Annotated in this window: 20 protein-coding genes; 10 read left to right on the plus strand and 10 right to left on the minus strand. The window is 71.0% G+C overall.

Annotated elements, in window-relative coordinates:
* Window positions 1-61 precede the first annotated feature (61 nt).
* Entirely contained in the window at window positions 62-2,188 is a 2,127-nt protein-coding gene (locus EAE32_RS10025; protein WP_121865065.1) for an NADPH-dependent 2,4-dienoyl-CoA reductase, read from the minus strand.
* A 220-nt stretch (window positions 2,189-2,408) separates the two neighbouring features.
* Here EAE32_RS10025 and EAE32_RS10030 point away from each other — a divergent pair, with 220 nt between their 5' ends.
* Window positions 2,409-3,038: a Dps family protein gene (locus tag EAE32_RS10030; RefSeq protein WP_121845569.1), complete on the plus strand. Its 630-nt coding sequence runs from the start codon at window positions 2,409-2,411 to the stop codon at window positions 3,036-3,038.
* A gap of 166 nt (window positions 3,039-3,204) precedes the next feature.
* Here EAE32_RS10030 and serA read toward each other — a convergent pair whose 3' ends face one another.
* The 6 genes from serA to EAE32_RS10060 all read right to left on the minus strand — a co-directional run bounded on the left by serA (window position 3,205) and on the right by EAE32_RS10060 (window position 10,245).
* Window positions 3,205-4,401: a phosphoglycerate dehydrogenase gene (gene serA, locus EAE32_RS10035; protein ID WP_121845570.1), complete on the minus strand. Its 1,197-nt coding sequence runs from the start codon at window positions 4,399-4,401 to the stop codon at window positions 3,205-3,207.
* A 488-nt stretch (window positions 4,402-4,889) separates the two neighbouring features.
* Entirely contained in the window at window positions 4,890-6,005 is a 1,116-nt protein-coding gene (locus tag EAE32_RS12120) for a glycosyltransferase (protein WP_121865066.1), read from the minus strand.
* Window positions 6,006-6,010: 5 nt separating this feature from the next.
* Window positions 6,011-6,547: an LbetaH domain-containing protein gene (locus EAE32_RS10045; protein WP_121845572.1), complete on the minus strand. Its 537-nt coding sequence runs from the start codon at window positions 6,545-6,547 to the stop codon at window positions 6,011-6,013.
* A 95-nt stretch (window positions 6,548-6,642) separates the two neighbouring features.
* A complete protein-coding gene (locus EAE32_RS10050; RefSeq protein ID WP_124035174.1) occupies window positions 6,643-8,277 on the minus strand; it encodes a glycoside hydrolase family 71/99 protein in 1,635 nt (544 codons plus the stop codon).
* Window positions 8,278-8,344: 67 nt separating this feature from the next.
* Window positions 8,345-9,604, minus strand: coding sequence for a hypothetical protein (locus EAE32_RS10055; RefSeq protein ID WP_124035175.1), 1,260 nt, complete (start codon window positions 9,602-9,604; stop codon window positions 8,345-8,347).
* The gene (locus tag EAE32_RS10060) at window positions 9,601-10,245 is read right to left on the minus strand and encodes a YveK family protein (protein WP_165860501.1); all 645 of its coding nucleotides are present in this window, start codon (window positions 10,243-10,245) and stop codon (window positions 9,601-9,603) included. Before EAE32_RS10060 ends, EAE32_RS10055 begins: the two co-directional genes overlap by 4 nt.
* A 373-nt stretch (window positions 10,246-10,618) precedes the next feature.
* Here EAE32_RS10060 and EAE32_RS10065 point away from each other — a divergent pair, with 373 nt between their 5' ends.
* Together EAE32_RS10065 and EAE32_RS10070 are read left to right on the plus strand one after the other, a co-directional pair.
* Window positions 10,619-11,473 carry a glycosyltransferase family 2 protein gene (locus EAE32_RS10065; protein ID WP_121845576.1) on the plus strand — a complete coding sequence of 285 codons (855 nt, stop codon included), beginning with the start codon at window positions 10,619-10,621 and terminating at the stop codon, window positions 11,471-11,473.
* Window positions 11,467-12,726 (plus strand): polysaccharide biosynthesis protein, encoded by a 1,260-nt coding sequence (locus tag EAE32_RS10070; RefSeq protein WP_121845577.1) that lies wholly within the window; start codon window positions 11,467-11,469, stop codon window positions 12,724-12,726. The genes EAE32_RS10065 and EAE32_RS10070 overlap by 7 nt, the downstream gene beginning before the upstream one ends.
* Before the next feature lie 240 nt (window positions 12,727-12,966).
* Here EAE32_RS10070 and EAE32_RS10075 read toward each other — a convergent pair whose 3' ends face one another.
* From EAE32_RS10075 to EAE32_RS10085, 3 genes are read right to left on the minus strand one after another with little or no spacing between them, the layout of a single operon-like run.
* Window positions 12,967-14,022: a GDP-L-fucose synthase family protein gene (locus tag EAE32_RS10075; protein ID WP_206059852.1), complete on the minus strand. Its 1,056-nt coding sequence runs from the start codon at window positions 14,020-14,022 to the stop codon at window positions 12,967-12,969.
* Window positions 14,023-14,030: 8 nt separating this feature from the next.
* Window positions 14,031-15,071 carry a GDP-mannose 4,6-dehydratase gene (gene gmd, locus EAE32_RS10080; RefSeq protein ID WP_121845579.1) on the minus strand — a complete coding sequence of 347 codons (1,041 nt, stop codon included), beginning with the start codon at window positions 15,069-15,071 and terminating at the stop codon, window positions 14,031-14,033.
* Between the two features lie 29 nt (window positions 15,072-15,100).
* Window positions 15,101-16,363 carry a glycosyltransferase family 4 protein gene (locus tag EAE32_RS10085; protein WP_121845580.1) on the minus strand — a complete coding sequence of 421 codons (1,263 nt, stop codon included), beginning with the start codon at window positions 16,361-16,363 and terminating at the stop codon, window positions 15,101-15,103.
* Window positions 16,364-16,984: 621 nt separating this feature from the next.
* Here EAE32_RS10085 and EAE32_RS10090 point away from each other — a divergent pair.
* The 7 genes from EAE32_RS10090 to EAE32_RS10120 all read left to right on the plus strand — a co-directional run bounded on the left by EAE32_RS10090 (window position 16,985) and on the right by EAE32_RS10120 (window position 23,701).
* The gene (locus EAE32_RS10090) at window positions 16,985-18,526 is read left to right on the plus strand and encodes an alpha/beta hydrolase family protein (RefSeq protein ID WP_243635674.1); all 1,542 of its coding nucleotides are present in this window, start codon (window positions 16,985-16,987) and stop codon (window positions 18,524-18,526) included.
* Entirely contained in the window at window positions 18,523-19,683 is a 1,161-nt protein-coding gene (locus EAE32_RS10095) for an alpha/beta hydrolase (protein ID WP_121865196.1), read from the plus strand. The genes EAE32_RS10090 and EAE32_RS10095 overlap by 4 nt, the downstream gene beginning before the upstream one ends.
* Entirely contained in the window at window positions 19,680-20,144 is a 465-nt protein-coding gene (locus tag EAE32_RS10100) for a holo-ACP synthase (RefSeq protein WP_121845582.1), read from the plus strand. Before EAE32_RS10095 ends, EAE32_RS10100 begins: the two co-directional genes overlap by 4 nt.
* Before the next feature lie 87 nt (window positions 20,145-20,231).
* Entirely contained in the window at window positions 20,232-20,486 is a 255-nt protein-coding gene (locus EAE32_RS10105; protein WP_121865070.1) for an acyl carrier protein, read from the plus strand.
* Window positions 20,479-21,684: an acyl-CoA dehydrogenase family protein gene (locus tag EAE32_RS10110; RefSeq protein ID WP_121845584.1), complete on the plus strand. Its 1,206-nt coding sequence runs from the start codon at window positions 20,479-20,481 to the stop codon at window positions 21,682-21,684. The genes EAE32_RS10105 and EAE32_RS10110 overlap by 8 nt, the downstream gene beginning before the upstream one ends.
* Window positions 21,685-21,689: 5 nt before the next feature.
* On the plus strand, window positions 21,690-22,622 hold the full coding sequence (locus EAE32_RS10115; protein WP_243635675.1) for a class-II aminoacyl-tRNA synthetase family protein: 933 nt from the start codon (window positions 21,690-21,692) through the stop codon (window positions 22,620-22,622).
* Entirely contained in the window at window positions 22,619-23,701 is a 1,083-nt protein-coding gene (locus EAE32_RS10120; protein WP_121865072.1) for a DUF1839 family protein, read from the plus strand. Before EAE32_RS10115 ends, EAE32_RS10120 begins: the two co-directional genes overlap by 4 nt.
* Window positions 23,702-23,706 lie beyond the last annotated feature (5 nt).

Here is a 23,706-nt window from a genome sequence, read left to right on the forward strand (position 1 = left end):
GGAGCACCGGCGCGTCGGAGGGGTGGCACCCGCCCTGCACCCGACGCCACCGGGTGCGGGCTCAGGGCAGGGACGCGGCGAGCTCCACGGCCTCCTTGATGGCCCGCTTCGCGTCCAGCTCCGCGGCCACGTGCGCACCGCCCACCACGTGCACGGGGCGCTGCGCGCCCAGCTCGGGCACGAGGTCCGCCCGGGACTCCTGCCCCGCGCACAGCACCACGGTGTCGGCCGGGACCAGCAGCTCCTGGAGCGCGGGCGCCTCGGCCACGGCGGCGGCCCGCGACCCGCCCGCGGGGGCGTCCTGGGCGCCGGGACCGCCGGTGGGGCGCGGCGTCGTGGCGGCCGCGGGCCCGGGGGCCCGCCCCGCGGCGTCGTCCTTCTGGGGCACCAGCACGTGCACGCCCTGCTCGTCGATGCGCTGGTACTGCACGCCCGTGACGAACTGCACGTCCGCCATGCGCAGCTCCGCGCGGTGGATCCAGCCCGTGGTGGTGCCCAGGCGCGCACCGGGCTTGCCGGGCGTGCGCTGCAGGACCGTCACACGACGCCGCGGGGGAGCGGGATGAGGGCGCAGCAGGCCGCCGCGGGCCTGCAGGGAGCGGTCCACGCCCCACTCGCGGTAGAAGTCCGCCGCGGGGTCGTGGGTGAGGAAGTGGGCGACGTCGAAGCCGATGCCGCCGCCGCCGATGACCGCCACGCGCTCGCCCACGGGGGCTCCCGCGAGCACCTCCTTGTAGCCGAGCACGGTGGGCCCGTCCTCGCCGGGGATCCCGGGCACGCGGGGGGTGACGCCCGTGGCCACGACCACCCGGTCCGCGAACTCCAGGTCCGCGGCGGTGGCGGTGCGTCCGGTGCGCACGGAGACGCCCAGCTCGGCCAGGCGGGTGCGGAAGTAGCGGATGGTGTGGGCGTAGTCCTCCTTGCCCGGGATGCGCCGCGCCAGCTGGAACTGCCCGCCGATCTCGTGGTGCTCCTCGAACAGGGTGACCCGGTGGCCGCGCTGCGCGGCGGCCTCCGCGAACGCCAGACCCGCGGGGCCCGCGCCCACCACGGCGATCCGCTCCGCTGTGCGGGTGGGGCCCAGCACCAGCTCGTCCTCGCGCATGGCACGCGGGTTGACCAGGCAGGACATCCGCTTGCCGGAGAACGTGTGGTCCAGGCACGCCTGGTTGCACGCGATGCAGGTGTTGATCTGGGCGGAGCGCCCCTCGCGGGCCTTCGCCACGAACTCGGGGTCCGCGAGGAACGGGCGGGCGAGGCACACGAGGTCCGCGTCCCCGCGCTCGATCACGGCCTCGCCGATCTCCGGGGTGTTCATGCGGTTCACCGCCGCGACGGGAACGCTCAGCTGCTCCCGCAGGGCGCGGCTCACCCACGTGAACGCGGCGGGCGGGACACTCGTGGCGATCGTGGGGATCCGCGCCTCGTGCCAGCCGATGCCCGTGTTGATGAGCGAGGCGCCCGCCGCCTCGACCTCGCGGCCGAGGGCGAGCACCTGCTCGAACTCCTGCGCGTCCGGCACCAGGTCCAGCGCGGACAGGCGGTACATGATGAGGAAGTCCGGGCCCGTGGCCTCCCGCACGCGCTGGACGATCTCCACGGGAAAGCGGCGGCGCGCGGCGTCCGAGCCGCCGTAGCGGTCCGTGCGCCGGTTGGTGTGCTCCACCAGGAACTCGTTGATGAGGTAGCCCTCGGAGCCCATGATCTCCACGCCGTCGTAGCCGGCCTGCTGGGCGAGCTGCGCGGCCCGTGCGAAGTCCTCCACGGTGCGCCGCACGTCCTCCGTGCTCAGCTCGCGCGGGGTGACCTTGTTGATGGGCGCGCGAATGGGGGAGGGCGCCACGGCATCCGCGTGCATGGCGTACCGGCCGCTGTGCATCAGCTGCAGGGCGATCAGCCCGCCCTCCGCGTGCACGGCGTCCGTGACCGTGCGGTGCGGGGGAAGCTGCGCCGGATCGCTCAGGTGCGCGCCGTCCTGCCGGGCCGCGCCCTCCCGGTTGGGGGAGATCCCGCCCGTGACGATCAGCCCCGCGCCGCCGCGCACCCGCTCCACGTAGAACCGGGCGAGCTCGTGCTCGCCGCCCGGGGTCTCCTCCAGACCGGTGTGCATGGACCCCATGATCACGCGGTGCGGCAGGGTGGTGGACCCCACGCGCAGCGGGGACAGAAGGTGGGGATAGGCGCTCATCCGATACTCCAGGTCTCAGGTATTTCTCCCCACACTAGGGCCCGTGAGGTGGATCACCAATCCGGTGGTCCCGGTGGTCCCGGAGCTCCTGGCCCGCCCGGTGCTGCCGGTGCCGCGGACCCTGGCGCGCCGCTGTCCGCCGCACTATTGTGAATACATCACAATAAGTGGGTTCAGTGGGGTCCCGACCCGGGGTCCCGGGCCCTCTCAGGAGGTTCTCATGGCCAAGAAGTCCACGCGGAACGCCGCGTTCACCGTCCCCGGTCTCACCACCGAGCAGGGCCACGCGGTGGCAGACATCCTGCAGCAGCGCCTGCACGCGCTCAACGACCTGCAGCTGACCCTCAAGCACGCCCACTGGAACGTGGTGGGCCCCAACTTCATCGCGGTGCACGAGATGCTGGACCCGCAGATCGACGAGGTCCGCGGCTACGTGGACGAGCTCGCCGAGCGCATGGCCACCATGGGTGTCTCCCCGAGCGGGTTGCCCGGCGCCATCGTGGCCGAGCGCACGTGGGACGACTACAGCGTGCACCGCGCCCCCGGTGTGGAGCACCTGGCGGCACTGGACCTCGTCTACGACGGCGTGATCAGCGACCACCGCGAGGCCCTGGCCCGTGTGAGCGACGTGGACCCCATCACCGAGGACATGCTGATCGGGCAGGTCCGCGGTCTCGAGCTGTTCCAGTGGTTCATGCGCTCGCACATCGAGTCCGGCAGCGGTGTCCTGGAGCACGCGGGGGCGCGCACGGAGAAGGGCGCCGCCAAAGCCGTGAAGTCCTCCCCGAAGGCGACGAAGTCCTCCGGGAGGACGGCCACGTCCCCCGCGAAGGCGAGCAGGAAGAAGTAGCGGCCACCCCGCGCAGTGCACGAGCCCCGGGACCGTGGCGGGCGGCGTCGTCCGCCACGGTCCCGGGGCTCGTGTGCGCAGGGACTCCGGCACACCAAGGATGCCGTGCACCGGGGACTCCGGCTCGGGCGCCCCGGCAGCCAGGTGCCGGGACGCCGGCGCCGGGTCAGGAGAGGGTGGCCACCCGGATGGTCTCCGGCAGGGCCTTGATGGCCGCGACGACGTCCTCGGTGACCCCGTTTCCGCAGTCCGTGACCAGGTAGCCCATCTGGGCCTTGGTCACGAGCTGCTGGCGGTCCACGTTGATCCCGTGCTCGCCCAGCACCGAATTGACACGCGCCAGCACGCCCGGGACGTTGCTGTGGATGTGCAGCAGGCGGGTGCCGTGGATCGAGGGGTCCAGCTGCACCTCGGGGAAGTTCACCGAGAGGCTCGTGGTGCCGTAGCGGCAGTAGTCGACCAGCTTGCCGGAGACGAAGCCGCCGATGTTCTCCTGCGCCTCCGCGGTGGAGCCCCCCACGTGCGGGGTGAGGATGAGGTTGGGCAGTCCCTGCAGGTCGGAGACGAAGGGCTCCCCGGCGGCCTTGGGCTCGGAGGGGTAGACGTCGAGTCCGGCGCCGGCCAGGTGCCCGGAGACGAGGGCCTCCCGCAGCGCCTCGAGGTCCACCACGTGACCGCGGGAGAGGTTGAGGAAGATGGAGCGCGGGCGCATCTGGCGGAACTGCTCGCGGCCGAACATGTTGGTGTTGGACTCGCGCCCGTCCACGTGCAGGGTGACCGTCTCCACCGTGTTCAGCAGCTGCTCCAGGGAGTCGCACCGGGTGGCGTTGCCCATGGCCAGGCGGTCCACGATGTCGTAGTAGTAGACGTCCATGCCGAAGGCCTCGGCCACCACCGAGAGCTGCTTGCCGATGTTGCCGTAGCCCACGATCCCCAGGGTGCGGCCGCGGACCTCGTGGGAGCCCTCCGCGGACTTGTTCCACACGCCCTGGTGCATTGCGGCGTTCTTGTCCGTGAGGTGACGGGCCAGGGCGATGATCTCCCCGAGTGCCAGTTCCACCACGGAGCGGGTGTTGGAGAAGGGGGCGTTGAAGACGGCCGTGGCGGTGTCCGTGGCCGCGGTGAGGTCGATCTGGTTGGTCCCGATGCAGAACGCGCCCACGGCCATCAGCTGGGGATGGGCCTCGAAGACCTCGCGGGTCACCTGCGTCTTGGAGCGGATCCCCAGCAGGGACACACCCTCCAGGGCATCCACCAGCTCCGCCGGATCCAGGGCCCCCTTGCGGGTCTCCACCTCGAAGCCGCGGCTGCGCAGGGCGTCGACGGCGTCAGCATGAATGTTTTCCAGCAGTAAGGCCTTCACGCGTTCATCCTACGGGGTGGCCTCACGGCCGCGAAAAGCGGGGCGGGGAGGCGGCACCGGTCCCCGGGCGTGGAAAGATCCACGGCCCCCACCGTGCGGTGGGGGCCGTGGGCTCCGGGCGCCCGGCGCGTGCCGCCGCCCGGGGGTGCGGGCTGGATCAGCCGGTGACGCCGAAGGCCTTGAGGAAGTCGAGCACGATGCCCGCGATGGTGCCGAGGCTCTGGATGATCGAGGTGAAGATGTCCACGATGAGTGTCCTTTGCTGTTGATCGTTCAGTGAAGGTCACCGGGTCACCCCCGAGCAGATCCTGCGGCGGTCCTGCTCCGACCCGGTGGACACCACGCTACGGAGCCGCCCTGCCCGGGCAACACCGCCCAGCGGCCAGACCTTGCATGGACCACCGGCCAGGGGAGCGCTGGCCGATCGGCCAGCGCGGTGTCCCCGCTCCAGCGCGGGTGAAGTGCGGCGCCCGGAACCGCAGCGGGCTTCAGTCCCGGTACGCGCTCAGCAGCCGCTGCACGACGGCGTCCATGCCGTACTCGCGGGCAATGGTCTCCCGTGCGGCCCGTCCAGCGCGTTCCCGCAGGACAGGGTTCCCCAGCAGCTCGTCGAGCGCGTCCTCGAGGGCCTGCTGGGTGTCGTCCACCACCGCGCCGGACCCAGTGCGGCGCACGGTGTCCGCCAAACCGCACGTGTCCGTGACCACCACGGGCAGTCCGCTGGACATGGCCTCCAGGACGGACATGGGGTACGGCTCGTCCACGGACGGCAGGACGTAGAGCTCCGAGTCCCGCATCCACTGGGCGGCCCCCGCAGAGTCCACGGGACCCGCCCACGTGAGACGGTCCCCGAGGCCGGACTCGGCGACGGCCCGGCGCACGGCGTCCCCCTGGCCCTCGTCCGGGCCCACCAGGGTGAACGTGGCGCTGGGGTACCGGTGCGCGAGGGTGCGGGCCGCGGCGACGAACGCGAGTGGGCGCTTGCGCTCCTGCAGCCGGGCGAGGAACAGCACGCGGCACGCGTCCCCCTCCCGCACGGGGCGGGGCTCGGGGCTGACCGGCATGCCGTTGCGCAGCTCCATGAGGTTCACCGGACCGCGCGCCACCCGGGCCACTTCCTGCTCCTCCCGGGGGGTGAGGTGGAAGACGCGGTGGGCGTCGCGCAGCACCCGGCGGGTCAGGACGGCGTCCAGGGGTCCCGCGAGCGGGTTGTCCGAGGGGTCGATCATCCCGTGGGTCTGCAGCACCGTCCGGGTGCCCGCGCGCTGCGCGAGCCACGCGGCCGGCAGCGTCAGCAGGTCACGGGCGGTGTGGACGTGCACCACGTCCGCGCTCGCCGAGACCCGGCGCACCCACGCGAGCATGGCCGGTGAGGTGAGGCCCGCGAAGCCTGCCCCCGGCAGGACGTAGTGCGGCGGGAACAGGGCCGTGCGCACGCCGTCGCGCTCCGTGGGCAGCGGGGTGCCCAGCTCGGAGCCGGTGGCGGCGAGGACGACGTCGTGACCGGCGTCGGCCAGCGCACGGCACTGGTTGAAGGCGACGGTGGTGGGGCCGCCGTACGCGTTGGTGCCCGAGACGAGGGCGACGACCTGGAGGATCCGCATGCCGCTCACACCCCCGCCGCGGCCGGGGCCAGCACGCGCGCGCCGGCCGGGACGTCCCGGGTGACCAGTGCGGTGGCGCCCACCACCGCACCCTCGCCCACGGTCACGCCGCGCAGGACCGTGGCGCGCAGGGCGATCCACGCGCCGTCGGCCACCGTGACGGGAGCGTTGTCGAACTCGAAGGCGGGGTCGTCAGCGCGGTGGCTGCCCGTGCAGAGCATGGCGCCCTGCGAGATGCACACGTCCGATCCGATCGTGATGGGCTCCAGGTTCAGCAGCCACGCGCCGACGCCGATCCACGAGTTCTCGCCCACGCTCAGCTTCCAGGGCCAGTGGATCCGCACGTCGTGGCGGATCAGTGTGCCCTCGCCGATCTGCGCCCCGAACGCCCGCAGGATGCGCGCGCGCACGCGCGGGGGGCACAGCACGGAGCGCTGCAGCGGCTCCACGACGAGTGCCCAGGCCGCGCACTGCAGGGTGCTGCGGCCCTTGTCGTAGCCGCGCCCCGTGAAGGTGGCGAGGCGGCGTCTCTGGTGTGTCATGTTCTCTCCCCTGTGTTGGTCGAACGGTTGAATGATCGAACGGTCGTGCAGTCGGGTGACGGCCCGGTGGTGGGCCGTCATCGAGGCTCCCGGGGCTACCTGGCGGATGCGGGGTGGTGAACCGGTGGCGAGTAGGCGATCTTCCCCTCGTGGGTCACCAGCCGGGCCACGGTGAATCCGCTCCGAACGGTGGTGACCTGCTGGTCTCCCACGATCTTGGCGGGCGGATTCGTGTACGCCACCTCAGCGGCGTCGAGGGCCAGACCTGCAGGCCAGGTGTTGTGGAGCAGCTCCAGGCAACGGACCGAGTCCTTGCTCTTCACCCTCGTCCCGGAGGGGTTCGGGCCCCCGCCGTGCTGGAGCTCCGCGAGCGCGGCGAAGTCCGCTGCTCCGTGAGAGCTCACGGAGTAGTAGCGACGCCGGTCGGGCGTCGGCACTGCCGGGTCCCCTGCGTCGAGGACGACCACGGGGGCGCTGCGGGTGCTGCTGAGGTGTCTGCCGGACTCGTCCAGCAGCTCCACCACGGCGAAGGCGTGATCTCCTCCCTTCAGCGGGAGCGCTTCTTCCACGGCTGCCGTCGTCACGCTGCCGGGCCCGGCGGGACGAGAGGTGGACTCGGCGAGCACACGTCCTCCCGCGGAGGTGACCCGGAGGTGCACCGTCACGGGTGTGCTCCCGTGGTTGATCGCCAGGCCTTCCGCCAGGAGTTCCTGGCCCGCGACCAGGTACTGCGGCGTGGTCACGTACGCGCGTGAATCGCCGTCCGCCTGGCCAACGCCCCGGAACACCGCGGAGTAGTGGGCCAGCAGGTCTGCTCTGGTGGTGCCCCAGTCGGAGGTCGGCTGCACCGAGGTGTGCTCCACGGCGTCGTTCCACGTGACCGCGGTCAGCCACGTCGGGTTCGCCGCCAGCTGCTTCTCGAGATGAGCGCGCCACAGCTCGGTGCCGCGGGCGTCCACGTAGCCTCCGTGGGACGTCTCCCGGTCGTACCCGGGCAGCGACCCTCCCGCGAAGGGGACCCCTTTGTCAGCGGCCCAGGCGGTGAAGTCCTCCAGGACCTGCGTCTCCTTGTCCTCGAACAGCCACACCGCGTCGAAGCAGCGGGCGTAGGGGTCGACGACGGACGTGTCGAGCCGGTCACCGTGCTGGCTCGCCTGGGTGGTCAGCTCGGCGACCAGGAACACCTCGGTGCCTCCCTCGCGGAGGCCGGTGCGCACCGAGTCCCACTGTTCGGGGGTGAGGGAACGGGCGTTGTAGATCCAGACCACCAGCGCACTGCCGGAGCGGGCTGCAGAGGGGTGCCGGGCGGCGGCCTCCGCGTACTGCTCCACCAGCTCCCTGGCGCTCCTGGGCGAGGAGACGAGGAGGCACGGAGCCACCGAGAACCCCCGAGGCTGCGGGCCCTCCCACGTGCGGTCCGCGGCCGTCATCCAGTCACCCACGAAGTCACCCCCGGAGTTGACCCCCTCCAGCAGGAGGATCTGCATGCCGGTGAGACCGGCCGCACGCGCTTGGTCCACCTGGTCCGCGACGAGGGTGTCGTAAGGGGTGTCCCGAGGGGCGAAGGACAGCGGGCGCTCGCTGCCGTAGGCGACGTCGTCGCCGTCAGCCAGGGGCAGGCCCTGGGGCACCGCGTGGGCCCACACCTCACGGCGTTCGAGCGCACTCGGAGCAGGGATCTTCGGCGCGGGGCCCCCCGCGTCCGAGCAGGACGCGGTAGTGCCCACCACAGCAGCCCCGGCCAGGGTCAGGAAAGCGCGTCTGCTCGTCCTGCCCCTGGCCGCGGAGGAGTGCTCGTCACGCCAGTGCATCGGCAACTGGGCCTCTCGCGGCGGACTCCCCGGTGCGCGCCCTGCGCAACGACCAGCGGCGCAGGAACGCGGCAGTGGCGGGCCGCAGCACGCGTTCGAGCAGGGCGACGGCAATCATCATGGAGATGATGCGGCTCACCGCACGGGTGTTGTACTGGGTGATCATCACCACCGTGAGCATGGCCATCCCCAGCAGGGCGGAGAGGAAGAGCACCATGGTGGGGTGGGGGTTGGAGCCCACGCTGCGGAGGCACCCCCGGACCACCAGCCCCCACACGAGGGTGAACAGCATGAGGGCAAAGCCGCCGAAGCTCGCCCACTCGCCCAGGGCGGAGTAGGGGATGAACTCGTGGACACGCATCGAGAACAGGATGTCGTCCCACCCCACGAGACGGCCCGGCCCCGGGTTGAGAGAGATCAGCATGTCCTGCTGTGTGATGCCGTACTCGTGGCTCGTGAAGACCAGCAGCGGCACGCTGAACCCGAAGCTGCTGGTGGTGGTGAGCAGGGACTCCTTGATGAAGGACGGCTCGAGGATCACCTCGGAGATCGCGCGGGCGTAAGGGATCAGACCGTGCTCGGTCAGGTCGCGGCAGTAGAGCGGGATGGGCAGAAGCACCACCGTGACGAGGACCGTGAACAACCACCCCAGCCACGAGACCCGGCCACCCGCGAGAAACCTGCCCACCATGTAGAGCACGACCACGCCGGCGAACACGCGCGTGGCGCATGCGAAGAGCAGCACGAGCCACAGGACCATGGCGATTCTGCCCAGCAACGGGTGCCGGACGGACAGGAACCCGGCCGCGAGCACCGCCATCGGCTGTGCCACGCTCGAGGCGGAGACGAGAGCCGGCGGGGCCGTGAAGATCAGGTACTGCGGCGCCTCCAGCAGGTACCGTCCCTTCGTCGCCACCAGCGCGGCCATGGCGCCGAACGTGATGAGGATCCACAACCACGAGAGCGGTCGCACCTGTTTGCCGATCGTCGAGATCAGCACCGTCCAGGACGGTGGGCGGCCCGGCAGCGGAACGAGGAGTGCGAGCAGCAGCCCGCAGATCGCCCATGAGACCAGGCGCGCCGCATCGGGGTGGTTGTACGCGGCCCAGACCGGCGTGAACGGACTGGGAACGGTGATCACCGAGTGGTCCAGGAAGTAGACCGTGGAGGCCCAGCTGACCAGCAGGAAAACGATCAGGGTGAGCACCGGGACGCGGTCCATCGTGATCGCATCGCGCCACTTCATGACCACAGTGCGTCGTTCTGTCCAGCGGTGGCCGACGACGTGTGGTGGCGGGGTGCCGCGCGTCGGCGAGTGGCCGCCTGAGCTGCGGCAAGGCCCAGGACGGCACCCAGGGTCCCCCCGATGAGGGCCCACTGGCTCACACTGGGCTTGTCGCTCGTCGTGGCGGAGCTGCCCTTCTGGACGATGGAGACGTCCACCTGGGGTGCTCCGTCGCTCTGGGGTGAGAACTGACGGATGGAGTCACGGAGCCCTGCCGCGAGGTCGTCCGCGATGGCGGCGCTGCGCTCCTTGTCCGCGTCCGTGTAGGCGAGCTTGATGAGGCTCGAGCCGGTGGGGACCTCCACGGTCAGGTCCTTGGAGATCTCGTCCGTGCCCTTGCCGTGGTCCGCAGCCTCCTGCAGAACGCTCGAGGTCATCGCGAGGTTGTTGTAGGTGGGCATGTTGCTGAGGATGTACTGCGAGACGGTCTCCGTCTGGGTGCTCGGCAGACTCTTCGTCGGTGTCACCATCACCGTGGTGGTGGACGTGTAGCTCTCGGGCCGAAGGGCGGCCACGCCCGCTCCAAGTGCCGCTCCCAGGACGGTGGCGCCCAGGACGATCCCCAGGAATCTGACAATGACGTTCTTGACACGTGGTGACACGTGATCCCCCCAATTTTCTCCTGTGTTCCCGTCAGCCCGACGGGAAACCCCAATGTTCGCGTAGCTGTAAATGGGGACAAACTTCTTTACCATTACCCCCTATTGGGGGACAGGGCCATATTTCTGACGACGGCACCCCGGGTATTCCGTGCGCCCCCGCGCCGTCCTGGCGGCTGTGCAACGGTTTGGCCGCTCAGCCCCGAGATTCCGGGGAATAGCCGCTGCCGCCATGATCGGCACCCCTGTCCCGCTTTCCCCATGATAACCTGAATATCGTTCTGCGTTTCTATGACAAAGAATTTGTCCGCAGATGTTCACCCCGGGGAGCCGACGACGGTGGGGTGATTCGTGGTTATCAGGGGAGAGTGCCACCATGCCGAAACTGACCGTCATCATGCCCGCCTACCGCGCGGGCGCCACCGTGGAGACCGCGGTGCGCTCCACGCTGCTGGCCATGCCGCGCGACGCCGAGCTCGTGGTGTCCGTGGACGGGCCGGACGCCGAGACGGAGGCCGCCGCGCGCCGCGTCACCGACCCGCGCGTCGTCGTGCGCGCGAACAGCCGCAACCTGGGGACGGTGGCGTGCATGCGCGCCGCGCTCGACACCACGGACAGCGAGCTGGTGGCGCGCACCGACGCCGACGACATCTCGCTGCCCTGGCGCTTCCGCGTGACCCTGCCGGCACTGCGGGAGGCGGAGGTCGTGTGCGCCGGGGGGATCCGCTTCGGGCAGGGGAGGCTGCCGCGTCCGTCCTACCCCCGAGGTCTCACGAGCACGGAGCTCGGCCTCCTGCTGCCGTTCGTCAACCCGCTGTTCCACTCGAGCATGGTGGCCACGAGGGCGTCCCTCGAGGCCGCCGACGCCTACGCGGTCCCCAACGCCGCGGAGGACTACGTGCTGTGGCTCGACGCGCTGCGCACGGGCTCGCGCATCGTGAAGCTGGCGACGCCGGTGATCGGCTACCGGCTCAGCGCCACCCAGCTCTCTGGGGCACCGGACTACCACGACCGGATCGCCGCGGATCCCGAGGTCAACAGGGCCTGGCGCGAGTGGGCCCTGGCCGGAGGTCTGCCGTGGCTCGTGGACAACGGCGGGCGGCCGGGGTCGCCCCAGGGCACCCCCGGGCAGCTCGACGCGGTCGTGGCAGGGGTGCGCCCCGGGACCCGCCGGTACGCGCGGCGCAACATTGCGGCTGCCGCGGGCGTGATGGCGGCGCCGGCGTGCTGAACCAGATCAAGTCGCTCATCGAGCGTGCCCTGCCGCGGGTGTCCTCGGCCCTGGTGATCCTCACGCTCGCCGCGTTCACCAACCCGCACTACGTGGGCATCTACAACGTGGTGACGCTGCTCTACACGGCCATCCAGGTCACGATCGACTCTGGTGCCCGGTTCGCCGTCATGCGCGTGCTCACGGAGCCCGGCGGTATGAAGATCATGAACCGGTACCGGGCCATCATGCCGCTGCTGGCGTTCGTGCTGCTCGTGGGACTCATGCTGATCATGAGGTGGCGGGGCACCCTGGAGAACTGGCACGAGTTCTTCCAGGTGCTGCCTGTGGCCTTCGCGCCCGGGTTCGGTGCACTGGGACTGCTCTACGTGGGCACCCTGCAGGCAACCAGTCAGTGGGGTCTGCTGGCGCGCCTCCAGCTGCGCGCCTCCCTCGCAGGCCTGCTGGTGGGCGGCACCGTCCTGGTCCTCACCCACTCGCTGCTCGGCCCGTCCCTGCAGCTGGCTGTCACGGAGGGTGTCTTCGCTCTGCTGTGCTGGTGGCGGGCCCGCCGCAACACGCATCCCATCCCCCACGCGGAGCCGGGGGAGCAGTCCATCCTCTCGGACATGGGCGCCATGTCCGGGTACGCGCTCATGGCCTGGTTCCAGGGTCAGGCGGAGCGGCTGTTCATGACCTTCTTCGCGGGCACCGCCGTGCTGGGGACGTACACGGCGGGCAGCGCTGTGGGCCGCGCTCCGGGGGACGCCCTGGCGGCGTCGACCGCCAACATGGTGCGCGTGGGCATCGCCGACAAACAGACGGCGCGCGAGATCCGCGAGACCAGCGAGCGCTACCTCTTCGGGGCCCTGCTGATCGCTGTGGTCGGCGTGGTGGTGGCGCAGGTGGCCTCGATCGTTCTGGTTCCGCTGCTGGGAGAGAAGTGGACGCTGGCCATGTCCATGGTGCCGTTCATCGCCATGGTCTCCTTCCCCGGCGTGCTGTCCTGGGCTGCGTCGGTGCTGCTCGTGCGCACCGGGTCCGCGTGGAAGACGTTCGTGGGCCCGGTGATCGGCATTGCCTTCGGTGCCGTGATCGCCTGGGTTGCCTCCTTCGACCTCCACCTCGCGGCCACCGTCCTGGTGCTGCGCGAGTTCACCGTGGTACTGGTGGCGTACCTGTTCATCGGCAGGGCGGCGCCCTGGCGCTCCTTCTGGCTGGCGTCCGGGCTCTCCGCCGTGGGCCTCGCGGCGTGCTGGCTCGTGGTTCTCTGACGGGGATTCGGAGGAGGGGGGTCACCTCGATCACGGCATCCGCCGCAGTCGTCCATGTCTTCGTTGTCCGCCCGAACGGACGGAGGAGTGCTGTGCGGCCAGCCACGTCCCGCGGCCCCCGCCTCCGACGGCTCACGGTCCTCGCCCCGGCGGGAACGGCACGACGACGGCGGGTGACCTCGTTTCGAGGCCACCCGCCGTCGTCGTGCGTGGGTGCGTCCGCCACAGGCGTCCGGAGGGTCAACCCCGCGCGGACTCGCGGTGCGCGCGGTACCAGGCCACGGCGTCGTCGAGACCCGTGGGGAGGTCGATGGACGCGGACCACCCGAGAGAGCTCAGGTGGGAGACGTCCATGAGTTTGCGCGGGGTGCCGTCAGGCTTGGAGGCGTCCCACCGGGTGACCCCCTGGTACCCGGTGGCCGTGGCCACGAGATCGGCGAGTTCCCTGATGGTCAGGTCCTCTCCCGTGCCCACGTTCACCTGCTGCGGCCCGTCGTAGTGCTCCATGAGGAACAGGCAGGCTGCCGCGAGGTCGTCCACGTGCAGGAACTCGCGGCGCGGTGAGCCGGAGCCCCAGTTCACGATCTCCTCGTCACCGTTGCGCACGGCCTCGTCGTAGCGGCGGATCATGGCCGGCAGCACGTGCGAGCCGGTGGGGGAGAAGTTGTCCCCGGGGCCGTACAGGTTGGTGGGCATGGCCGAGATCCAGGGCAGCCCGTACTGGCGGCGCACCGACTGGACGTGCAGGATGCCGGCGATCTTGGCGATCGCGTACGCGTCGTTCGTGGGCTCCAGATAGCCGGTGAGCAGGGCGTCCTCCCGCAGCGGCTGCTCCGCGAGCTTGGGGTAGATGCAGGACGAGCCCAGGAACAGGGAACGTTCCACCTCCACCGCGCGGGCGGCGTCCAGGAGGTTGAGCTGGATGCGCAGGTTGTCCGAGAGGAAGTCCACCGGGCGGGTGCTGTTGGCCCCGATGCCTCCGACCTTCGCCGCAGCGAGCACCATGTAGCGGGGCCGGTGCTCGGCCATGAAGGCCTCCACGGCCTCGCGGTCCCGCAGGTCCAGCTCCTTGGACGTGGCCCCGACCAGGTTCTCGAACCCCTGGGACTCCAGGTGCCGCCAGACGGCGGAGCCCACGAGCCCGCGGTGCCCTGCCACGTAGAACGGGGCGGCGCGGTCCAGCTCCGCGGGCGAGTAGACCACCCCGTCCGTGGTGCGAGCGTCGGCCGGGTCGCTCACGGTGCGCGGCCACCGGGCGTTGGGAGCAGGGGCGCCCAGGTGCTCGTCGGTGTGCATCTCGCTCCTCATGCGGCGTGCTCCGGGGCCCAGATGTGCTGGGAGACGGTGTCGATCCACGGGGTGCCGGCGCACTCGAGCGCGGCGCGGTCCGCGTCCACCATGATGCGCGCGAGCTCGGGTGCGTGCACGGTGGCCTTCCAGCCGAGCTTCTCCTCGGCCTTGGAGGGATCGCCGATCAGGGCGTCCACCTCGGTGGGGCGCAGGTAGCGCTCGTCGAAGCGCACGTGCTTCTCCCAGTCCAGCCCGGCGTGCTCGAAGGCGGTCTCGAGGAACTCCCGCACGGTGCTGGGGCACCCGGTGGCGAGCACGAAGTCCTCCGGCTCGTCCACCTGCAGCATGCGCCACATGCCCTCCACGTACTCCGCGGCGTAGCCCCAGTCGCGGATCGCGTCCAGGTTGCCCATGTACAGGTGCTCCTGCTTGCCCGCCGCGATCGCCGCGACGGCGCGGGTGATCTTGCGGGTCACGAACGTCTCGCCGCGGCGCGGGGACTCGTGGTTGAAGAGGATGCCGTTCACCGCGAACATGTCGTAGGCCTCGCGGTAGTTCTTGGTGATCCAGTAGGAGTAGATCTTGGCCGCGCCGTACGGGGACCGCGGGTAGAACGGGGTGTCCTCGTTCTGCGGCGGCGGAGTGGCACCGAACAGCTCGGACGTGGAGGCCTGGTAGAAGCGGCACTTCACGCCCGCGCGGCGCACGGCCTCCAGCAGACGCACCGTGCCCAGCCCGGTGGTGTTGCCGGTGTGCTCGGGCTCGTCGAAGGACACGCGCACGTGGGACTGCGCCGCCAGGTTGTAGACCTCGTCCGGGTCGATCTCACCCAGCAGCGTGACCAGACGCGCGGCGTCCGAGAGGTCCCCGTAGTGCAGGAACATCTGTGCGTCCGGATTGTGCGGGTCCTGGTAGAGGTGGTCGATCCGCGTGGTGTTGAACGTGGACGCACGGCGGATCAGACCGTGGACCTCGTAGCCCTTGGACAGCAGCAGCTCCGCGAGATAGGAGCCGTCCTGGCCGGTGATGCCCGTGATGAGTGCCTTCTTGGTCATGGTGTTCTCTCCCCTGGTGAATCGGTGTGTCAGGAATGGGCGGCCGCGGGTTCGCGCCGTTCGGCGGCGACGGGCCGCAGCTTGTGCAGCGCGGAGACGAACGAGCGCACGGCTGCGCCACGGCTGAGCACCTCCCGCACGTAGCGACGACCGCCGCGGTGAGTGGCTCCCCCAGTGGTGATCCACTCCTCGTGGAGGGACACGGCCCCGGCCACCAGGGCCTCGGGGTCCCCCGGTTCCACGCGGATCCCGGCGTCCGCGGCCGTGAGCTCCGCCGCGGAGGGGCTCTGCGCCTCCACGGCCGCCAGGACCGGGCGGTCCGCCGTGAAGTAGCTGGTGAGTTTGCTGGGCACGCACATCTCGGTCAGACCGGGACGCTCGTTGACCAGCAGGATGTCCGCGGCGCGCAGCAGGCCCGCGTAGGTGTCGTCGTCCACGCTGGGCAGCACCTCGAACCGCGGGGTGCGGGAGGCGAGCTCCTGGAGCTGGGGGCGCTGGTGCCCGCCGCCCACGAGCACGAAGCGCAGCGGGGCGCCGTCGCGCTCGGCCACCCGCGCGGCGGCGGCGACGTTCGCGAGGTCCTGCTTGGCCCCCATGTTGCCGGTGTGCAGCACCACCACGTCCTCGGGAGCCCACCCGAAGCGGCGGCGCAGCGCGTCCGTGTCCACAGCGGGCGACTCGGCGATGTGGGTCCAGTTGCGCACCGTGGTGATGCGCTCGCCCGCCACGCCCATGTGACGGCGCAGGTAGTCGGAGAACCGGTCGTGGATCACGACGACGCCTTCGCAGGAGCGCAGGAAGGTCCCCTCCACGGCGCGCATCACGCGGGTCACGGGGCCCTTGGCCGCGCCCGTCTCGGACAGGCCCGCGGTGTAGATGTCGTGGACCCACGCGATCACGGGGGTGCGTGTCAGTGCCGCCCGCACCCTGACGATGGCAGAGGCGAAGAGGGCCGGCGTGATGACCACCACGACGTCGGGCTTGCCCCACGGTGCGGTGACCGTGCGCAGCCCGAAGACGATCTCCATGCCCAGCCGACGGATCTGCCCGGCATCGTGCGGCACGGGGTGGCCGACGCGCAGGACGGGAACGCCGTCGATCGCCTCCCGGCGGCCGCCACTGTGCTCGTAGCCCTCGCGCACCTGCCACTGCGGATAGTGCGGCAGGCCCGTGATGACCTCCGTGTCCCAGCCGACCTCGCGCAGCGCGCGTGCCATGCCGGCCGTGTACGGGGCGATGCCCGTGTGCTCCGGCGAGTAGTTGAGCCCGACGATCAGGATGCGTGGTGCCACGCTGTCTCCTCCCCCATGAAAGCGGGGCTGTGCCCCGGCTTCCCCCAGTTGCCACGGGCCTCCCCAGACCCGCGGTCATTCCCCGTGATTCATCGGGAATGCAGAACGTGCCGCCGACTTCTCTCCCGCGCCGTGCGACGTTTGCCATCATAATCACGCCGCATCCGGTGTGTCGCAAGAATGATGACAAATCTGTGTGGGCCCATATAGGTACAAGCAGGCGAAAGCGCACGTCGGAGCCGGAAAAACAGTCGCACAAATGTAAAACCACACATTGGGGGACGTGCGGCACGGGTGACTTTTCGATGCGTCGGGCTATGATTTGTGAGTGCAAAGCCGCACGACTTCCGCGGGGGAACGCGGGGTCTGGAGGCACGTCGCCGTGGGCGGTGACGAGCAACGTGCACGCGGGGGAGAGCTCGCCGAGAGGTGGGAACGAGGCGATGGGGCACGGCTGAGGTGCCCCCTGAGTGGGACTGGGGAGAATTCATGCGTAGTGCCGGGCAGGCAAGTTTTCTGACGGGGGACGACCACACCATTCATGCGTGGCTCCACGGTCCCCCGGACAATCGAGTTCGTGGTGCGGTGGTCATTGCCCCCGCACTGGCGCGCGAGGAGGTGGTGAGCCACCGCAGCATGCGGCTCGTGGCCGCGCGTGCTGCCGAACGGGGGTGGCTGGTGATCCGGCTCGCCTGGAGCGGGACGTCCGAGTCCGGTGAACGGCCCGCCGGCAGCGACCCCGTGGCCGTGTGGCACCGGGACCTCGCCCTGGCACACCGCACGGCGCGGGACCTGGTGGGCCCCGAGCTCCCCGTTCACGGGATCGGGCTGCGGATCGGTGCGGCTGTGCTGGCCACCTCGGAGCTACGGTTCGACCGGCGGGTGCTGTGGGAGCCGGTCTCCGGCGCCGTCTACATGCGCCAGTACACGGGGCTGCGCCGCGCGAGCGGCCTGGACCTGCCTCCCGTGGCGGAGGACGGCGTGGAGATCGGCGGGGCACACTTCTCGGATGCCGAGGCGGCCGCCATCCGCGCGCTTCCGGATCCCCGCAAGCTCACGACGCCGGGACTGGTGCCGGTCCGCGAGGAGGACCGTTCCGTGGCGAAGAAGCTCTACGGTGTGGCCGCCATCTACGCCAAGGCCTCGCCGCCCGCCATAGCCGCGCTCGTCGGACGGCTCGAGAACAGCGCACCCACCACGGCCCAGCGTGGCGAGTGGGTGGACGTCAGCAGCTGGGAGCCCGTCACCTCGGCCCGCTTCCACGTGGCCGAGTTCGGCGTGGACGTGGAGGAGGAGCTGCTGGAGCTGGGCCCGGACCGCATGCCCGCGTCCTACACCCACCCCGTGGGGCGTCACGGCACGGGCGCGGGAGCTGCTCTGCTCGCCCCGCCCTCGGCTGATCCGAAGGACGGTCCCACCGGCCTGTGGGCGGTCCAGGCCCGCCGGCTCGCCGCCCGAGGCGTCCCCGCGATGCGCATCGAGCGCCACCACTGCGGTGACGGGGCCGGACTGGACGAGGTCAAGGACATCAACCCCTACACCGGCGTGGGCGTGGCGGACCTGGACCTCGGGGCCACCTGGCTCCGTGAGCGCACGGGGGAGAACGTCACGGGCGCGGGACTCTGCGTGGGGGGCTGGCTCGTGGCCATGGCTCCGCCCACGAGCGCCATGACCAGCCGGGTGGTGCTCAACAACGTGGCCTGGCGCGCGGGCGAGGGGTACTACGACAAGCTCTACCGCAACTGGGACGTGGACGCCGTGCTGGAGCAGCTGCGGACCATGAGCGACGTGGAGGTCAACGCAGGCTGGCGCACCCGCGCGAAGGACAAGGTGCGCCGCCGCATGCCGTACCTCCTGTGGCTCGTCCTCGGCCGGCGGAACATCCCCAACGTGCCCGAGGTGGTCATGGAGTACGCCTCTCGGGGTGCCGAGGTGGCCTTCTACTTCGGCCCGGAGGACGGGCTGCTCTTCCAGCAGGAGCGCGGGGATGAGGGTCTCGCCCGGCTGTGGCGGCAGGGGCGCCGCATCAAGGTGGCCCACGTCCCGGCCCTGGACCACTCCCTGCAGGCATACGCCTCGCGGCTGACCGCGCTGCAGATCGTCGACGCCGCGCTCGGACTGAGCCAGTACCCGGCAGAGGAGGTGGCGCAGTGCGCCGCATGAGAGAGTATGCCGGCGGGTCCGCGGGGCCCCGGGCTGCGACCCTGCGCGGGCTCGCCACGGGGCTCCTGGTCGTGAGCCTGGTCACCGGGTGCGGCATGGGGGGCGGTTCGAACGGGGGCGGCTCCGGATCCGGAGCGACGTTCGACAGCCAGGCAGTGAAGAACGCCGGATTCGCGGACCCGGAGGCCTTGCGCCAGGAGGACCACGGCATCACCGTGACCGGCGCGTGGAGCCTGTCCGAGCGGGCCGTGGACCTGACGGTCGAGACGGACGCCGTGTCCCCGGATGCACTGGGTGGCCGCAAGTCCGTGGTCGTCATCGCTCCCGAGAACTTCGATCCGTCGAAGAAGTACCCGGTGGTCTACATGCTGCCCGGAAGCAGCTCGCCGGATGCCTCGGCGCTGCAGTGGTACGAGACGGGAAAGGCCGAACAGGTGACCCAGGGCCTGCCGGTGATCACGGTGATCATGAGCGGCGGGCAGCAGGGCTGGTACACGGACTGGGCCACGCAGGATGCAGTGACCCAGAATTGGGAGTCGTTCCACGTGAAGGAGATGCTGCCGTGGGTCGACTCGCACCTGCCCACCGCCGCGGACAGGGACCACCGGGTGATCCTGGGCAATTCGATGGGCGGCTACGGGGCGATCCGCTATGCCGAGGAGCGTCCTGACCTCTTCGGGGAGGCCATCAGCCTCTCCGGCCTCCTGGACCTCTCCTCGGACGCGGCGAAGAACAACCTGGTGGAGGCCTCACGGCAGGCCACGGGCGAGCCGGACGCGGTGTTCGGGGACGGTCGGACCACCACCCAGGAGCAGTGGCAGGCGCACGACCCTCTCACGCAGAGTCCCAGGCTCAAGGACGTCCACGTGCAGTTGTTCGCGGGCCGGGGCAACGGCCAGGAGGGAGACATCGAACCCGCGCTGCGCGACACGACGGCCACGTTCGCCCGAGAACTCGACTCGCAGGGGATCCCCCGCCAGTACACGGAATACGGCAGGGTGGGTGACTGCGACGGCGGCCACATCTTCGAGTGCTGGAGCCCGGCCGCCGTCGTGGCCCTCGGCCGCTGGGCCCAGCGGACGGGCATCAAGCCCACGTCCGCCCGCCCCTCCGTGGCCCCGGAGTTCAAGGATGTGACGTCCGGGTCCTCGTCATGACGGCCCGGGTGGGGTGCGACCTGCAGGCCGTGGCACCCGTGGCACAGGCCCTCGCGCACCGGGGGCGGCGGTACCTCCGGGCGGTCTGTGCACCTGAGGAGGTCCAGGACCTCACCGGCGGGGGCGCCGGGATGCCGGCCCCGGAGTCCGTGGCGGGCAGGTTCGCGGCCAAGGAGGCCGTCCTGAAGGTCCTCCGTCCGGAGCCGGACGACGCCGTGCCGTGGCCCCACATCCTGATCCGCTCGGGACCGGGGGGCGAACCCAGGGTGCAGCTGCGGGGAACCGCGCAGCGGCTGGCCCGGCAGGCGGGGCTCGAGGGGTGGAGCGTGAGCATCTCGCACGACGGCCCCTTCGCCATGGCAGTGGCCGTGGCCACCGAGTCCCCCGGCGACGACACGGATGCCGGGGCGTCGACCGACACCGAGCTCTCGTGCGGGGCGGGAGCGGCGGGCAACCCCTAGACCTGCTGGACAGGCCACCGGCGTGCTCCACCCGAGAAAACACACGACACCAGAAGACCACCAGATCAACCGAAAGAGGTTCACACCATGGATTCCACCGCTGTCGAGACCACCGTCCGTTCCGTTCTGGCGGACCAGGGGAAGCTCTCCGACGACGCCCACAGCATTGCCGTGGACGCGGACCTGTACCGCGCGGGCATGACCTCCCACGCGTCCGTGAACGTGATGCTCGGCCTCGAGGACGAGTTCGACATCGAGTTCCCCGAGGAGCGCCTGACCAAGGCCACTTTCACGTCCGTCCAGTCCATCACCGAGGCCGTGGAGGCGATCCGGAATGACTGAGTCCACCGTGCTGACAGAGGCACCCCGTGCACAGGACACGCCCGAGGACCGCGTCGAGCGCAATGCCGCCCGCGCGGAGGCAGTGGCCCGTGTGGCCCGCGAGCACGCCGAGTCCGTGGACGAGGAGGGCCGCTTCCCGCGGGAGGCGATCGACGAGGCCCGCGCCCAGGGCCTGCTGGCCGCTCCCGTGAGCGAGGCGGACGGCGGGCTGGGCTACAGCATCACCGAGCTGTGCCGCATGCTGGAGCGCGTGGGCCGCGAGTGCACGTCCACCGCGATGATCCTGGCCATGCACCATTCCCAGACGCTGTGCCTGACCCGGCACGCGGACACCGAGTACCTGCGCGAGTTCACACGACGGGTGGCCACCGAGGGGCTGCTGCTGGCCTCGGCCACCACCGAGGTGAACATCGGCGGCGACACCCGCACCTCCACGTGCGCGGTGCGCCCCATCGGGGATGGCCGCGTGCACCTGCACAAGACCTGCCCCGTGATCTCCTACGGCGCGTACGCGGACGCGATCCTGGTGACGGCGCGCGCGAGCGAGGACGCGGCGTCGAGCGACCAGGTGCTTCTGGTGGTGGAGGCCGCCCACCTGGAGCTGGAGCGCCAACGGGGCTGGGACGCCCTGGGCATGCGGGGCACGTGCTCCGAGTCCTTCGAACTGGACGCCACCACGCGTGCGGACGCCATGTTCGAGACCCTGTTCGAGACCATCTCCGCGCAGACCATGCTGCCGGGCGCCCACTGCCTGTGGGCCTCCGCGTGGCTCGGCATGGCCACCCAGGCCGGGCTGACCGCCCGTTCCGTGGTGCAGAAGGCCGCGCGCAAGACCCCGGGGACCACACCGCCGTCGGCCCTGCGCCTGGCCGAGCTGGAGGTCCAGCTGCAGGCCATGACGGACGTGGTGCGCTCCTCCGTGGCCCGCTACGAGGCCGCGTACGACGATCCCGCCGCGTGCGAGTCCATGCAGTTCGCGATCGCCATGAACACGCTGAAGGTCTCCGGGGCGGAGGCCGTGCGGCGGATCGTGGGGGACGCCCTGGTGATCGTGGGGATCACCGGGTTCGCGAACCGCTCGCCCGTGAGCCTGGCCCGGCTGTACCGGGACAGCATCGGGCCCTCGCTCATGGTCAACAACGACCGCATCCTGCAGCACACCGCCACCATGCAACTCGTCTCGAGGGGACAACGATGACCATCATGGACACCCACCAGGACCTCGCCACCCAGCAGGACACGTTCCGTGCCGGGCTCGAGGCCAACGACTGGCTGCTGCCCACCCTGGGCGACGGTGTGACGGGGCTCGGCCCGCAGGCCGAGGACGTGGTGCAGGGCATCGCCTCCGCTGCACGGCGGATCGCCGCGGAGCTCTCCCCCGAGGTGGGGACCCGCCGACTGCGCTTCCCACCGGTCAACGGCACGCGGCTGCTGGAGCGCACCGACTACGTGGCCTCCTTCCCGCAGCTGCTGGGCACCATCTCCGCGTTCGAGGGGGACAACACGGCGCACCGCAAGCTGCTCGCCATGTTCGAGGACGGCGGCGACTGGTCGGGCGAGCTCGCCCCGGCGGGCCACGCCCTGGTCCCGGCGGTGTGCCACCCGCTGTACGCGTACCTCGAGGGCTCGCAGGTGGACGGCACCGTCTTCGAGCTCACGGGCGAGTGCTACCGCCACGAGCCCAGCCCGGACCCCATGCGCTTCGTGACGTTCCGGATGTTCGAGGCCGTGCGCCTGGGCACCCCGGCCGAGGCCCGGGAGCACCGCGAGACGTGGCTCGCGGCGGGCACCGACCTGCTGCGCGCGCTGGGTCTCACGGTCGAGGCGGACACCGCGAACGACCCGTTCTTCGGCCGCGCGGGCAAGCTGCTCAGCGCCGGGCAGCGCGAGGCGCAGCTGAAGTTCGAGATCCTCACGGAGGTCTACCCGGGCCACCCCACGGCCATCGCCTCCGCGAACCTGCACGAGGACCACTTCGGCGAGGCCTTCCACATGCACACCGCCGACGGCGCCGTGGCCCACTCCGCGTGCTTCGGCTTCGGCCTGGAGCGCGTGGCCCTGGCGCTCGCCGCGCAGCACGGGTTCGACGTCGCCGCGTGGCCGGCCGCCGTGCGCCAGGAGCTGGGTCTGTCATGACCACGCTCACCGAGAACCGCGGTGGCGCGGCGGGACAGGAGCTCGCCGACGCACCGTTCGGCACCGAGGTCCTGGCCGTGCGGGGGTGCGAGTCGCTCACCGCGGTGGACGCACCCCGCTCCGTGCTGCACGATCCGGCGGAACCGTGGTCACCCACCAACTGCTACATGGACGTGTGGATCGGGCTCACCACGGTCCTCGGCCTGGACCCGGTCCCCATGCTGGGGGCCGCGTTCAGCGCGGACTTCCTGGGGGACCAGTGGGAGTTCCTGAAGCCTCGCCAGGAGGACATCGAGGTGCTCTACGGGCTGACGCTGGGCGAGTACGACACGTGGCGGCCCCTGGGCGAACACCTGCAGTGCGCCATGTCCCGGGGGGACGCGCTGGTGGTGGAGGTGGACGCGTTCCACCTCCCGGACACCGCGGGCGTGTCCTACCGCACGAGCCACACCAAGACCTCCATCGTGCCGCTGCGCCTGGACCCGGTGGCACGGGAGCTGGTCTACCTGCACAACGACGGCGTGCACGTCCTCTCCGGGGAGGACCTGGAGAACACGTTGGGCCCGGGGGCCCGCTCCGGCCTGGTGCCGTTCCCATACGTGGAGCTCGTGCGCACGCAGGACGTGAAGCGGCTCGAGCCGCGCGAGCTGTGGCAGTGCGCCACGGGGCTGGTGCGGGCGCACGTCCGCAGGGCTCCGGCCACGAGTCCCGCGCAGCGGCTGGTGGCGGCGATCCGCGCCGAGCTGCCCGCGCTCGCGGAGCGCGGCATGGACTACTTCCACGTGTACTCGTTCGCCACCACGCGCCAGGCCGGTCTCACGGCGGGTCTTGCGGCCCACGCGTGCCGCTACCTCGCCGAGGGCGCGGAGCGCTGGCCGAGCGATCTCGACGCGATGCAGCTGCTGGCCGCGGCCGAGTCCCTGGACGCCGCCGCCGCCGCGGCGAAGACCCTGCAGTTCCAGCTGGCGCGTGCGGCCCGCGGGCGGACCCCGCGGGTGGCCGCCTCCGCGGAGGCGTTCGTCACCGGCTACGACACGGGGATGCAGTGCGTCCGCGACGCGGTGGGCATGGGGGAGTGACTCCC

This window comes from Kocuria tytonicola, from assembly GCF_003687175.1.
Lineage (GTDB): Bacteria > Actinomycetota > Actinomycetes > Actinomycetales > Micrococcaceae > Kocuria > Kocuria tytonicola.

Bases quoted from the DNA above. Each gene is read 5' to 3' on its own strand.
- EAE32_RS10025 (WP_121865065.1), bottom strand. From the start codon at position 2,188: ATGAGCGCCTATCCCCACCTTCTGTCCCCGCTGCGCGTGGGGTCCACC.
- EAE32_RS10030 (WP_121845569.1), top strand. From the start codon at position 2,409: ATGGCCAAGAAGTCCACGCGGAACGCCGCGTTCACCGTCCCCGGTCTC.
- EAE32_RS12120 (WP_121865066.1), bottom strand. From the start codon at position 6,005: ATGCGGATCCTCCAGGTCGTCGCCCTCGTCTCGGGCACCAACGCGTAC.
- EAE32_RS10045 (WP_121845572.1), bottom strand. From the start codon at position 6,547: ATGACACACCAGAGACGCCGCCTCGCCACCTTCACGGGGCGCGGCTAC.
- EAE32_RS10055 (WP_124035175.1), bottom strand. From the start codon at position 9,604: ATGAAGTGGCGCGATGCGATCACGATGGACCGCGTCCCGGTGCTCACC.
- EAE32_RS10065 (WP_121845576.1), top strand. From the start codon at position 10,619: ATGCCGAAACTGACCGTCATCATGCCCGCCTACCGCGCGGGCGCCACC.
- EAE32_RS10075 (WP_206059852.1), bottom strand. From the start codon at position 14,022: ATGCACACCGACGAGCACCTGGGCGCCCCTGCTCCCAACGCCCGGTGG.
- gmd (WP_121845579.1), bottom strand. From the start codon at position 15,071: ATGACCAAGAAGGCACTCATCACGGGCATCACCGGCCAGGACGGCTCC.
- EAE32_RS10095 (WP_121865196.1), top strand. From the start codon at position 18,523: ATGAGAGAGTATGCCGGCGGGTCCGCGGGGCCCCGGGCTGCGACCCTG.
- EAE32_RS10100 (WP_121845582.1), top strand. From the start codon at position 19,680: ATGACGGCCCGGGTGGGGTGCGACCTGCAGGCCGTGGCACCCGTGGCA.
- EAE32_RS10105 (WP_121865070.1), top strand. From the start codon at position 20,232: ATGGATTCCACCGCTGTCGAGACCACCGTCCGTTCCGTTCTGGCGGAC.
- EAE32_RS10110 (WP_121845584.1), top strand. From the start codon at position 20,479: ATGACTGAGTCCACCGTGCTGACAGAGGCACCCCGTGCACAGGACACG.
- EAE32_RS10115 (WP_243635675.1), top strand. From the start codon at position 21,690: ATGGACACCCACCAGGACCTCGCCACCCAGCAGGACACGTTCCGTGCC.
- EAE32_RS10120 (WP_121865072.1), top strand. From the start codon at position 22,619: ATGACCACGCTCACCGAGAACCGCGGTGGCGCGGCGGGACAGGAGCTC.